The following is a 12,055-nucleotide window of genomic DNA, read 5'->3' as shown; positions in this document are numbered from 1 at the left end:
TGTCTGTTCGTATCCGTCCGCGCTGTCATCATGGCAGCGTGGACAGACTATTAGACCCGACAACCGGCGACTACGCCGGCACGAGCACCAGCACCCTGGCTAACGCAGTGTATCTGCGTCTGACCATCCCGCTCGGCTCGTGGTGGGCGCAGCCGGCTGTCGGTTCAAAGCTTTACCTGCTGAGGAGAGAGAAAGATGTAACCCGTGTACATAAACTCGCTCGCCAGTACGCCGAAGAGGCGCTGGCACCGCTGACGGCCGATACGGATGGCCGGGCAAAAAGTATCACAGTAGAAACCGTTCAGGGGGAGCCGGGCTGGCTCCTTTTATTGATCACCGTTATTCAGGCCGATGGTATTACCGTCCCCTTTAAGCATTTTGTGAGGGTTATTTAATGCCGTTTATCACGCCGACGTTTGACGATATCCGCAGCGATATTCTGCGCGATATTAAAAACCTGAATACAGACGCGGATATAGGCGTTGATAGCGACTTATATATCCGGGCCAGCGCAGTAGCCAGCGTGGCCACCGGTATTTATCAGTATCAGGGCTGGATAGTTCGCCAGATATTTCCCGACACCGCCGATACCGAGTTTCTCGAATGGCATGCCCGCACGCGCGGCTTGTATCGCAAGTCAGCCACCACGGCCAGCGGTACCCTTACGGTCACCGGCGAACCCGGCGCGACGGCAGCGGCTGGCTACAGTGTGACGCGCGGTAGCCTGACGTATACCACCACAGCGGCGATCACGCTTGATGTCGAGGGTAACGCCACGGTGGCAGCGAGCTATTCCACTGCCGGCGCTGCCGGTAATACCACGGCTATCACGACAGGCACGTTTACCAGCACGCCGACAGGATTCGACAGCACCGTTATTATCGGGATTATGTCCGGGGGAACTGACCAGGAATCGGATACCGAGCTGCTGGACCGTCTGCTTGACATTATTCGTCGCGCACCAGCTGGCGGGAATAAGTACGATTACCGCCGCTGGGCGATGTCTGTGGATGGCGTCACGGCCGCTTATGTATATCCTCTGCGGCGCGGGCTGGGTACTGTTGACGTAGTTATTACCTCGGCCGACGGTTTACCCTCCGCCGAAATTATTGCCGCCACGCAGGCATATATTGACGATGTACGTCCGGTAACAGCGAAGAACTGCCTGGTACTGGGGCCGACGATTAAAACGATAGACCTCGTTATTCAGGTTTCGCTTGATGGTGTGACAATTGATGTGGCGCGTGAAAACATTATTTCTACGCTGACCGACTATATCAATAAATTACCGCCGGGTGAGCCGTTTATTCGCTCTCAGGCCGAGATGCTGATTTCTATCGTGACCGGTGTCGTTGACCGCGTCATCGTCTCGCCGACGTCGAACGTATTTCCTGACGTCAGTGAAACCGTCGTGGAATGGATCCGTGTCGGCAGCATCGAGGTATCGCAGCTATGAGCAATGCGAAGAACCTCTTATCCCTGTTACTGCCGCCGGTTGCCTATGATACGCAGCAACCAGCCTTATCTGTTGAGTTATCGGCAGAAGGTAACGCATTCGATGCAACGGATGAATCCGCAAATAATGCACTGAACGCTGTTGCGCCTTTTTTTGCTGATAACCTGCTGACAGACTGGGAGCGTGTTTTAGACGTCACGCCTAATGAGGATGACGGGTATCAACAGCGTCTCGATCGCGTCTTGATTAAATTGTCAGAAACTGGTGGTTTAAGTATTCCGTATTTTATCACCATGGCCAGCAGGATTGGCTACACCATCACCATTGATGAATTACAGCCCTTCAGGGTCGGTTCAAGTCGTTGCGGTGACACGCTATATATCGACGATATTATTTTTACGTGGCGGGTAAATGTCTATGGGTTAGAAGTTCCTCTTTATTATTTCCGCGCCGGGACTTCCCGCGTTGGCGAACGGCTCATGACGCTGGGTGATAAAGTTCTTGAAACGACATTCAATGAATTAAAGCCCGCACATACCCTTTGTTATTTCCTCTACGAATCCGAAATGACCTGGCCGCTTTATCTGGATGGCTCATTTGCGCTGGATGGCGAGCAGCCAATGACCGGGTACGTAGAAAAAACCACCGATTAACGGAGTATTATATGCAAAGCCTGATGCCTCCGGTTGATGCACCAAATAATGAATTCAGCGACGGTAATCCCTCGCTGGGGACGTTAGGAACCATTGTCAGAGCGCTTTTCCTGAATAATGTGCAGGATGCCATTCGTTCTGTACAGCGTGAATTATTGTCAATCCTGGCTGCTGCAAATATCAACCCAGATGGCGACAGTAATACGCAGGTATTGCAGGCCATTAATAAAATCATGGTGGATTCAAATATGTCGGTACCTTACGGCATACCACTGCCATGGCCAACCAGTACACCACCGACGGGATATTTAATCTGCAACGGTGCGTCATTCAGCACAGTGACCTATCCGAATCTGGCTGCGGTTTATACTGGCGGCTCGTTACCTGATTTACGGGGCCAGACTATTAAAGGGTTACCGGCCTCTGGCCGTGCGCTGCTCAGTCTTGAAGCTGACGGAAACAAAACGCATACCCATGGAGCATCCGCGACAGAGACTGACCTGGGCACAAAAACAACCAGCCTCGAAAACGAACACGATCACGGATGGGGGGCCGGGATGCAGAAACAAGGTGGCAGCGACCAGGAGGTCGGTGGCAATGGCGGTACTGGATTCGGGCGGACCTCTGTGCAACCACCGCATTCACACACACTTTATATCGGCCCACACGGTCACACTATCACCATTGATGCGTCCGGTAATTCCGAAACCACGGTTAAAAACATGGCATTTCATTATATTGTGAGGGCGGCGTGATGAGCGGCGATATTAAAGCAGTATTTGACAGCAATTTGTTTGCAACTCAGGCGGGTACCGTTCAGGTATTTCATTTTGATATGACTTCCCGCGAGTTTATCGGTACCGAGGAAGTATATATTCATGTTGGTGTTGGCCTGCCTGCATTTTCATGCCTGGAAGAACCACTGGTACAAACTGAATATCAGGTTGCTGTTCGTTCTGAAGATAATTCGTCCTGGTCTGTTACCGATGATTATCGCGGTATCACCGTCTATGACATTCAGACGCTGGCCAGCCACGTTATTACCGAGCCCGGCCCCATACCCGATACTGTAACGACCTTTGCACCATCAACCCCATATGACAAATGGGACGGTTCTGCCTGGGTAACAGATGCAGATGCACTGCATGCGGCTGATGTTGCTGTTGCTGATTCGCAGAAAAAAGCGGCGATTGCTCAGGTATCGGATGATATTTCCATTCTTCAGGATGCTGTCACTCTCAATATGGCCACCGATGAAGAAAAAGTCCGACTTACTTCTATGCAGGCATATCGTGTGCTACTTAACCGGGTAGATACGTCGCTTGCCCCTGATATTAGCTGGCCGGTTCTTACAAACCCGGAGGGTGATCATGTCTAATTTACCTGAAACACTCGCTTGGGAGTCTGCTATTCATCAGTTGGAGGAATCCGACCGGGCTAAAGCTGGTCCTGGTGGGGTTTTAAATATCCCGTCAACTCAACTAGCGAACAGAACTGCGTGGTTGAGGGCTCAAATCGAATCAATAAGGGATTATCGAGAAAATACATTTTATATAACGGATGGTGACCCCGATGGAACAATTGCCGGTCTCTCTGCTACAGCCTTCGGTGAGATCTTTCGTGTTTCTCAAGGACCTGATGCCGAATTCTCATTTATTTACTACTTAAATAAAAATGGTGTGGCGCTTGCAGTCGCAAGATTACCAGGTAGCGCATCCATTGAAGAGCTTAAAACTCAAATTAACTACGACACAGTTCAGATCCTCAAAACCTCCAGTGATGAAGAGGGTAATGTTTATCTTCTTCTCGATGAGTTTGGAGAGCTCTTTATTGCGAGCCTCGGCCCGGTTTCAGTTCAGGAAAAATTCAGAAAACTTGATGCTTTAATTCGTAAAGACCTGGCTTCTAACCTGCATGAGTTTCATGACAAAAATGCAAATGTTCCCGCCTTTATTGATGAGTTAGGCGATTTGTATATAACTGGTATTGGTTCCTTTTCTGTTGCACAAAAAATCAGGGCCATTGAGTCATCGATCATCAACAATGATGAACAGGACATAGCACACCAGTACGATTTCAATGGCCGCCTCATTTCATTTCAGGATGCGTACGGTGAATTGTTCGTGCCTGGGCTTGATAAGTCGGTTCAGGAGTCGATAAAGGGTATCAGGGAGAATTACCAGCGTGACCGGGCGCCGCATATCCGCCGCCTGACGGATGCGCAGAACCGGGCGCTTGAATTTACTGATGAGGATGGAAGTTATTATCTGAAGGGGTTTGGTGGGAAATCTCTGGAGGAACATTTTAACTCGCTTAAAAAGCGCGTTAACACGCTGTATAAGGCGAAAGCGATTTTTGATGCCTGGCTGGACTTTGGTATTGACTGGAACGGTAACGAATCCGTCTCCCTGCAGCTGCAGACCGCAGTCAACCAGGTAAGCAAGTTGCCATATGGTGGCGAAATCGTTTTTCGCCCTGGCGTGTATCGCCTGCATACCTATATCACTGCGAAACCTAACGTGACGATCCGCTGCGTTCCAGGCGCGGTATTCATGCCGATGCTGGCAAATGCCGCGTTTTATTACCGTTCGCCGCAGGAAATCTACCTCGAAAACTTTAACCTGATTGATGTCGAGATCGACGGTTCTGAACAACACTCGCCATCCTATGACGTGGGGGCAAAAGGCACATACCTGCAGTATTTCCGGCAGTGCATGTTCCTGCGCTGTAACGTTCACGACACCGGGGCCACCGGCATCGGGAATGATTATCCCGACAGGTCGTTTGTTCTGGATTGCCAGACGGATAACTGCGGCCGCCTGGCGCCTGATGGTAGCGGTGGTGCGTCAGGAATTGGGATCGGCCTGGGGGCTATTCAGGATGAGGCCCTGATAGTGGCTCGCACCATTAACCGCAACAGCAAAAACTTCGGCATTTTCTTTGAGCAGCAGCGCCTGTCGGGGCCAGGTCAGCCTTACGTTTCCCGGCAGATTATCGTATCCGATGCCGTGTGTACCGGAAACGGGCATGGATTTGGCGACTGTGGTGCTTCCGGCCTGGTGGTGGTCAACGGACAGTTCAACGATAACCTGAAAACCGGTATCAGCATTGACGCAGGAACGCTGGCTAACAATGGTATCGCCCCGCGCCCGGGGGCGAACGGCCTGATGCAGAACTGCCAGGTAGAGCGCAACGGGGTGACCGGCCTGCATTACGACTCGACCAAAATTCAGGCCGATGGCGGCTATTCATTCTCCGACATGCACATCAACGATAACGTCCAGGATGCGATTTTAATCGAGGCTGGCGCTAACACCCTGGCGGATGTTCGCTTCGACAATATGGATATCAAAAATAACGGTCGTTATCCGGTGAATGTTGCCAGCGGCACCTTTACCGACCTCGACTTCACGAATCTGCGCATGCTGCGAAACGGCGGCGATAGCGCGTTTAAGCTGGACGGCAATATTACGCGGGGCTCGATTCATGGCTGTAAGCTGCGCTCGCAGAATGGCGCTGCAGCGATTACCGGCGCAGGGACTATCAGCCATTTCGACATCGCCGAAAACCAGTACACCGACACCAACAGCAACCCCATCAATCTCACCGGCACACTGACTAACGTCACCTACGGCCGCAACCCAGGACTGGAGTAATTATGTCTTTAAAAACCGTATCCAATATGATTTATCAGGGTGATATCGCTGACCTGCCGCCGCTGACGGCTCCGATGCCGCGAGGTGGCGTTTATTATGCCGACCTGGTGAACAGCCTCTTTGTCAGCAAGCCGGATTCGAATTTCTCGAAGAACCGCAACTACGCCACGGCCCTCTCTTTCACCCGTACTACGCTGGCATCCTTTATCAGTGCGGCCGGGAATCTCGAATATGCAGCGGTCAATACACCGCGCATCGATCGCCATCCTGCGACCAGAAAGATTTTGGGTATGCGGGTGGAAAACTCTGCGACGAACTATGCACTGAGTGCGCTCGATCAGACCGCCGCGAACTATGTGCCGTCGGGCCTGACGGTATCCGCGTCAGCTGCCGGATGGTGTACCCTGACCGAAAGCACCATGAATGAAGCGCATCTGCTCATGGATAACCAGAGTACGATCGATGCAACCCTGTATAACGCCGTTTCCTTGTTTGCTAAAGCCGGTACCGCACAGTACCTGCAGATTCAGGTCCTGGGGGCGGGCGCTCAGGCATTCGCTAACTTTGACGTACGCAACCAGAAGGTAACAAAAATGGGCCGTCTCGCTGTCCGGGCCAATATCTTCCAGGGATTCAATGACAGCGCACGGTGTGTGTTGTGTGTGAAAGGGAGCGGGAATACTGTTGGCTCGGTAAAATACAGCCTGATTAACGATCCGCTGGCTGAGCCGGATGTTGCTTACGTCGGAAGCGCTCGGACCATGCAGGTCAGCCAGATGCAGATCGAGAAAAACACGTATCACGCCAGCTCCGCGTTCTTTCCAGACGGAGCGGTCGGCGGCACAGCCAGCGCGAACCGTCAGGCAGACGCCGCCCGCCTGCTGGATATCCCCGCGGGGGTGAAATCCAGCTTTTCCATGTTCGTGAAGGGGGTGATGACACCCGCACAGCTCGGTAATGCAGGCGGCAACATCCTGTTTTCTTTGCTGAACAACACGGCGCTGAAATACGTTGGTTTCGGTCTGGGCGCGGCTGACAGCTCCAATGCGTTCCAGTCACTGGCTGCGCATAACATTAACGCCGGTAGCACGCTGGCGGGCATTCCGTTTACAGGGAAAATGTTTTCACAGTATGGCGAATATGCGCTGATGATCACCCTGAACAACGGCGTTCTCAAGGTCTATTCTGGTATGACTGATAACCCGGAAACTCTGCTGACCGGATGTCCGGCATTTGATTACGTCATGCTGGGCAGAAACAGCTCGGTTTCTGGCTCTACAGTGTCAAACTCAGGTTTCTGGGGCGGCTGGCTGCAGAAAGCTGTACTGTTTGATTCGGCGCTGAGTGACGCCGATATGATTGCGCAGTTTGACCTGCTTTCTTAAGTGGGATAGGTCTGTATATTTTTAAGTGATTATTTTTGCACTGTGCGTAATTCTAATTACTCACAGTGCATTTTTTTATGCTTTTCCGTGCAAAAAAAAATGCCGCGCTACACTCGGCGAGGCTAAATCCGGTACGGTTCATCACATACGAAGGCAGGCCAATGCGGCTCAGCAGCCTGGCGGTATATTCGGCGAGAATACCCGACGCACCGATACCGAAGATGCCCACCTGACGCGCATCACTCAGCAGCGCTACTGCCTGAGCCACCGCCGCGCGGTTATCAGGACGCGACAGCACCGCGCAGGCCCGCTGGTGCCCTTCGAGCACGAAATCGATACTCGAATTCACATCGCTGGACAGCGCGCCCACCGTCGAGATCATTTTTTCTGACGAGGTCGCCGACGGACCAAACCAGCGCTCCATGGTCTGTTTAAGCTCACGCAGACCGGCAAAACCCAGCGCCTGAATCGCCCGTACCACCGTGGCATCCGAGGTATTCGTCGCGGTAGCGATCTCCATGGCCGTGCGCTCCAGCACCACTTCACGGTTGTCATTGATATAGCTGACCACCGCCAGCAGGCGTGGCGACAGCTGATGCGCGCGGGCGCGAAAACGCTCGCCAAACAGGTCAACCCGCCCTTTCTCTCTCTTCACCGGCGTTTTCATTTCAGTCCCTCGGGCAAAGGGCGTCCGGCAATATGCGACTGAACCTGGGCGACCATCAGCGTCAGTGCGGCAAACGAGTTCGAAATAACATCTTCACGCGGCAGCAGAATATAGCGCCCGGTACGACAAGCGCGCATAAAATCACACCAGCCCGGCATCACGCCTTCCATCGCCTGTAGCTCATCCTGCGGCTTGCCGCCGGTATCCGAGCGCCAGGTGGCGAATACGAAATCGGCATCCAGCTCCGGTAGCTGTTCGGCACTCACGTCAATGCGCTGGCCATCAGGTATCTTGTCAATCAGCGGCGGGAAGCGGAATCCGGCATCGCGCAGCACGCGTCCCAAGGCATGATAAGAGTGATGCACGGTAACCTTGCCGTTATTGGCCTGAATCACCGACACGACAATCTTTTGCGTATCCACCGTCGCCTTCAACTGCGTAATCTGCTCCTGATAGCGGCGTTCGAGGATCGCCAATCGCGGCTGGGTACCGGTCAACTGCGCCAGCTTGCTATAAATGCGCGGCGCGCTGCCCTGCAGGTGGTCAATGCTCACCGTCGGGGCAATCTTCTCCAGTTGTTCAACCGAAACGTGGCGGCTGTTCTCGGTGATAATCAAATCCGGCTTTGCGGCGGCGACGGCTTCAAGGTCGATATCCGCCGTGCCGATAAACTGAATCGCGCTGTTATCGAAATCAATCCCGGTTAACTGCGCGCTGGAGCGGAGAAAATGGCTGCCGTCAGGACGAGTCCGTCCGTGGCTGGCGACCGGCGGCACCCCAAGCTCGATCAGCGGAATGGTGATATCCAGATCGTGCATCGACACAATGCGCTGTGGGTGCAGCGGGACGGTCACCGTCCGGCCTAAGTCATCAGTAAATGTTTGCGTATCGGCCGCCGTGGCGACGCCCGCCATTAAGACCAGCAGAGAAATGAACCAGCGCATAGCAATCCTTTTTGATTTACAAGGCGTCACGACGACGCCAAAGCAGCACAATAAAAAACGGGCAGCCGACCAGGGCAATCACAATTCCCGCCGGAATTTGTAGCGGAGCAAAAGCCAGGCGCCCCAGGGTATCGGTCACTAACACCAGCAGTGCGCCAATCAACGCGCTGCCGCTGAGCAGCGCTACCTGGCCGCCGCGCAGTAAAAAACGCGCCATATGCGGTGCCATCAGGCCCACAAAACCCAGGCTGCCGACGCAGGAGACGCTGGCGGAAGTCAGCAGTACCGGCGCGAAAAAGCGCAGCAGCGTCAGTTGTTGCAAACGCACACCGAGGCCGATGGCGGTCCGGTCGCCCAGCAGCGCCGCATCAGCGGCCCGGGCGGTAAGAAACAGAATCAGCGCCCCCGGCAGCGCCCAGCAAAAAGCCACAACCAGCAGCGGCCAGGTCGCCGCGTGCAGGCTGCCCGCCAGCCAGATCATCGCCGTCTGCACGTCACGCACATCGGCGGTGGTCATGAAAATGCCAACCGCCGCCGCCAGCGTCCACGACACGCCGATACCGATCAGAATAAATCGCGGCCGCGAGCAGTCGCGGGCCAGCAGCAGAACCAGCAGCGCCACCAGCACACCGCCGAGCATCCCCGCCAGCGGCCGCCAGACGAATCCCACCGCCGGGAAGAACAGCACCAGCGCCAGCACCACGATGCTGGCCCCCTCTTTCACCCCGATAAGCCCGGGATCCGCCAGGCCGTTGCGGGTAATACTCTGCATCGCCGCCCCGGCCAGGCCGAGCATCGCCCCGCACAACAACGCCATAAATAGCCTCGGCAGGCGGATATCAAACAAAATAAAGCGTTGCTGCTCCGCCACGTTTTCCGGAGCCAGCAGCGCCTGGAGCAACGTCCCGGAGGGCATAGGGAAGCTGCCGCGCGTCAGACCGAATAGCGCCAACAGCAGGATCGCCAGCAACAACCCGCCAGCGATTCTCAGCGCCACCGGGCGCAGCAGCAACCGATAAGAACCCGCAGCAAATGGACGAAACCCGGCGCGATGGACGGCGCTTTTCATTTAAAAAACCTCGCGGCGATAAAAATAAACACCGGCGCGCCGACCAGCGCGGTCATCGCACCGGTGGCCAACTCCTGAGGAGCCACCAGCGTGCGGGCGGCGATGTCCGCCAACACCAGCACCAACGCACCGACCGGAGCGGCCAGCGGCAGCGCCAGGCGAATATCTTCAGTCACCAGACGACGCACCACGTGCGGTACCACCAGGCCAACAAAACCAATCGGCCCGGCTACCGCCACCGCCGAGCCGCAAAGCAGCGCGATGGCGGCAAGCCCCAGCAGGCGGGTCTGCACTATCTTCACCCCCAGCCCCAGCGCAACCTTATCGCCCAGCGCCAGCACGTTCAGACGCGGCGCCAGCACCAGCGCAATCGTCAGTCCCGCCAGCGCAGGGATCAGCGCAGAGCGCAACGTTTGCCAGCTAAGACCAGCAAGATCGCCCGCCAGCCAGGTGCGCATCGCCAGCAGCGTTTGTTCATCAAGGATCAGAATCGCCGCCGTCACCGCTGAGGCAAACGCCGACAGCGCTACCCCGCACAGGGTAATGCGCAGCGGCGTCGCCCCACCGCGCCCTGACGACGATAGCAGCATCACGCCGCCAAACAGCAGCGCCGCCCCGCAGGCGGCGGTCAGCGGCCTGGCTAACGCCACGCCGCCGAGGCTAATTCCCAGCGCCGAAGTTACCACTACCGCCAGCGAGGCCCCGGCGTTCAGGCCGAGAATATGCGGCTCGCCAAGCGGGTTGCGAATCACGGTTTGCAGCAGCAGCCCCGCTACGCCAAGCGCCGCGCCGGTCAGCAGCGCTGCCGCCAGGCGCACCAGGCGTAAATCAACAATAATGCGGTGATCGAAGTTGCGCGGATCGTAATGAAAAAGCGCCTGAATCACCGTTTGCGGCGCAATCCAGCGCGCACCCAGCCCGAGATGCACCAGCGAACCGCCGAGCAGCAGCAGACTCAGCAGTACCAGCGCCAGCCGGGGTCGGGATTGTCGGCGATGCAGGGACAGCGCGGAGGCGCTCATAAATCCCTCTCCTCGCGAACGCGAAACGGCATAAAAAAAGGCTTACCGGTCTGCGGATTGACTGACATCTGCACGTCAACGTCAAAGACGGTTTTAATCAGCTCCGGCGTACAGGTTTCTCCTTCGTCGATCACCCCGGCGATCTGCCCTTTTTTGAGAAACACCAGCATGTCGGCGTAGTTCACCGCAAAGTTCAGGTCGTGTAGGACGGTCACTACGGTGCGACCATGTTCGCGGGTTAAGGTTTGCAGCAGTTCGAGGATATCGACCTGATAGCGCAGGTCGAGCCAGGTGGTGGGTTCATCCAGCAGGATAGTCGCCGTTTGCTGCGCCAGCGCCATCGCAATCCAGCAGCGCTGACGCTGGCCGCCGGAGAGGCTGTCGACCGGTAAATGGGCAAATTCGGCGGTGCCGGTAAGCCGGAGCGCCTCTTCAACCGCCCGTTCATCGGCGTCGGACCACTGACGCATCAGCCCCTGCCAGGGATAGCGACCGCGCGAAACCAGCTCAAAGACCGTTAGCCCTTCGGGCGTCAGCGGCGATTGCGGCAAAATACCCAACCGGCGGGAAACCTCCCGGGTCGGCATCTGGTGAATCACCTCACCGTCCAGGCGCACGCAGCCGCCCAGCGGCTTGAGCATCCGGGCGATAGTCGACAGTAGCGTCGATTTACCGGAGCCGTTGGCCCCGGCCAGTACCGTCATTTTCCCATGGGGGATGGTCAGATGAATATTATCGACAATTAACGTCTGGCCATATCCGGCCGACAGGGAATCGAGAACGATCCCCTGCTCTGCAGGCAACACCCGCTGTGGCATAACTCACTCCTGCGCCGCAACGGCGTGGCGCTAACCCGCACGTTCCGCACTCAAACAAAAATAAATCTCATTCTCTTTTGATCATGCGGGGGATGAATGTAGTAGTCAATACCCCATCGTTACGGAAGAAACGCCAGGTTACTACCAAAAACCACACGCGAACAAAGAGATTTAATAATCAATAAAAACAAATGATTAATTCAAACTCACCTTCTCAATTCAGCGCTAAAATATTGATTATTGCTGCTGGCGATTTTTTATCTTACATAACATTTACTACTACATTTCTTCGTGGTTGAATGATTCTCAATTACATATCTGGACGCATTTTAAAAGCGGTTACAGATAGATTTATTTTTCAGGGCAATGATTTTATTGGCTTTAC

At 55.1% G+C, this 12,055-nt stretch carries 11 protein-coding genes and 1 pseudogene; 7 read left to right on the top strand and 5 right to left on the bottom strand.

The window, feature by feature from the left end:
• The first annotated feature begins 38 nt into the window (after window positions 1–38).
• The 7 genes from ACMYSL_RS12430 to ACMYSL_RS12400 are packed head-to-tail and all read left to right on the top strand — an operon-like array spanning window position 39 to window position 7,150.
• On the top strand, window positions 39–395 hold the full coding sequence (locus ACMYSL_RS12430; RefSeq protein WP_434663151.1) for a phage GP46 family protein: 357 nt from the start codon (window positions 39–41) through the stop codon (window positions 393–395).
• Window positions 395–1,456 carry a baseplate J/gp47 family protein gene (locus ACMYSL_RS12425; protein WP_434663149.1) on the top strand — a complete coding sequence of 354 codons (1,062 nt, stop codon included), beginning with the start codon at window positions 395–397 and terminating at the stop codon, window positions 1,454–1,456. The genes ACMYSL_RS12430 and ACMYSL_RS12425 overlap by 1 nt, the downstream gene beginning before the upstream one ends.
• Window positions 1,453–2,109, top strand: coding sequence for a YmfQ family protein (locus ACMYSL_RS12420; protein WP_434663148.1), 657 nt, complete (start codon window positions 1,453–1,455; stop codon window positions 2,107–2,109). Before ACMYSL_RS12425 ends, ACMYSL_RS12420 begins: the two co-directional genes overlap by 4 nt.
• 11 nt (window positions 2,110–2,120) lie before the next feature.
• Window positions 2,121–2,864 (top strand): tail fiber protein, encoded by a 744-nt coding sequence (locus ACMYSL_RS12415; RefSeq protein WP_434663146.1) that lies wholly within the window; start codon window positions 2,121–2,123, stop codon window positions 2,862–2,864.
• The gene (locus ACMYSL_RS12410; RefSeq protein WP_434663144.1) at window positions 2,864–3,487 is read left to right on the top strand and encodes a tail fiber assembly protein; all 624 of its coding nucleotides are present in this window, start codon (window positions 2,864–2,866) and stop codon (window positions 3,485–3,487) included. The genes ACMYSL_RS12415 and ACMYSL_RS12410 overlap by 1 nt, the downstream gene beginning before the upstream one ends.
• Window positions 3,480–5,765 (top strand): right-handed parallel beta-helix repeat-containing protein, encoded by a 2,286-nt coding sequence (locus ACMYSL_RS12405; protein WP_434663141.1) that lies wholly within the window; start codon window positions 3,480–3,482, stop codon window positions 5,763–5,765. The genes ACMYSL_RS12410 and ACMYSL_RS12405 overlap by 8 nt, the downstream gene beginning before the upstream one ends.
• Before the next feature lie 2 nt (window positions 5,766–5,767).
• Window positions 5,768–7,150, top strand: a complete 1,383-nt coding sequence (locus tag ACMYSL_RS12400) for a hypothetical protein (RefSeq protein ID WP_434663139.1) — start codon at window positions 5,768–5,770, stop codon at window positions 7,148–7,150.
• Between the two features lie 112 nt (window positions 7,151–7,262).
• Here the strand turns inward: ACMYSL_RS12400 and ACMYSL_RS12395 are convergent.
• The 5 genes and pseudogenes from ACMYSL_RS12395 to ACMYSL_RS12375 form a co-directional block, all read right to left on the bottom strand.
• Window positions 7,263–7,817: pseudogene (locus ACMYSL_RS12395) on the bottom strand (MurR/RpiR family transcriptional regulator); the annotation flags it as partial.
• The gene (locus ACMYSL_RS12390; RefSeq protein WP_434663137.1) at window positions 7,814–8,761 is read right to left on the bottom strand and encodes an ABC transporter substrate-binding protein; all 948 of its coding nucleotides are present in this window, start codon (window positions 8,759–8,761) and stop codon (window positions 7,814–7,816) included. The pseudogene ACMYSL_RS12395 and the gene ACMYSL_RS12390, both read right to left, overlap by 4 nt.
• A gap of 16 nt (window positions 8,762–8,777) precedes the next feature.
• Entirely contained in the window at window positions 8,778–9,830 is a 1,053-nt protein-coding gene (locus tag ACMYSL_RS12385; RefSeq protein ID WP_434663134.1) for a FecCD family ABC transporter permease, read from the bottom strand.
• A complete protein-coding gene (locus ACMYSL_RS12380) occupies window positions 9,827–10,852 on the bottom strand; it encodes a FecCD family ABC transporter permease (RefSeq protein WP_434663131.1) in 1,026 nt (341 codons plus the stop codon). Before ACMYSL_RS12380 ends, ACMYSL_RS12385 begins: the two co-directional genes overlap by 4 nt.
• Complete coding sequence (locus ACMYSL_RS12375; RefSeq protein WP_434663129.1) at window positions 10,849–11,670, bottom strand: ABC transporter ATP-binding protein; 822 nt, start codon at window positions 11,668–11,670, stop codon at window positions 10,849–10,851. The genes ACMYSL_RS12380 and ACMYSL_RS12375 overlap by 4 nt, the downstream gene beginning before the upstream one ends.
• Between the last annotated feature and the right edge of the window lie 385 nt (window positions 11,671–12,055).

Source organism: Klebsiella sp. MISC125 (assembly GCF_051131775.1).
GTDB lineage: Bacteria > Pseudomonadota > Gammaproteobacteria > Enterobacterales > Enterobacteriaceae > Klebsiella.
The sequence above is the reverse complement of the archived record's forward strand: the minus strand, read 5'-3'. Positions and strand labels throughout refer to the sequence as shown.

Coding starts and splice junctions, on each gene's coding strand:
- ACMYSL_RS12425 (WP_434663149.1), top strand. CDS start 395: ATGCCGTTTATCACGCCGACGTTTGACGATATCCGCAGCGATATTCTG.
- ACMYSL_RS12390 (WP_434663137.1), bottom strand. CDS start 8,761: ATGCGCTGGTTCATTTCTCTGCTGGTCTTAATGGCGGGCGTCGCCACG.
- ACMYSL_RS12400 (WP_434663139.1), top strand. CDS start 5,768: ATGTCTTTAAAAACCGTATCCAATATGATTTATCAGGGTGATATCGCT.
- ACMYSL_RS12405 (WP_434663141.1), top strand. CDS start 3,480: ATGTCTAATTTACCTGAAACACTCGCTTGGGAGTCTGCTATTCATCAG.
- ACMYSL_RS12375 (WP_434663129.1), bottom strand. CDS start 11,670: ATGCCACAGCGGGTGTTGCCTGCAGAGCAGGGGATCGTTCTCGATTCC.
- ACMYSL_RS12420 (WP_434663148.1), top strand. CDS start 1,453: ATGAGCAATGCGAAGAACCTCTTATCCCTGTTACTGCCGCCGGTTGCC.
- ACMYSL_RS12380 (WP_434663131.1), bottom strand. CDS start 10,852: ATGAGCGCCTCCGCGCTGTCCCTGCATCGCCGACAATCCCGACCCCGG.
- ACMYSL_RS12385 (WP_434663134.1), bottom strand. CDS start 9,830: ATGAAAAGCGCCGTCCATCGCGCCGGGTTTCGTCCATTTGCTGCGGGT.
- ACMYSL_RS12415 (WP_434663146.1), top strand. CDS start 2,121: ATGCAAAGCCTGATGCCTCCGGTTGATGCACCAAATAATGAATTCAGC.
- ACMYSL_RS12410 (WP_434663144.1), top strand. CDS start 2,864: ATGAGCGGCGATATTAAAGCAGTATTTGACAGCAATTTGTTTGCAACT.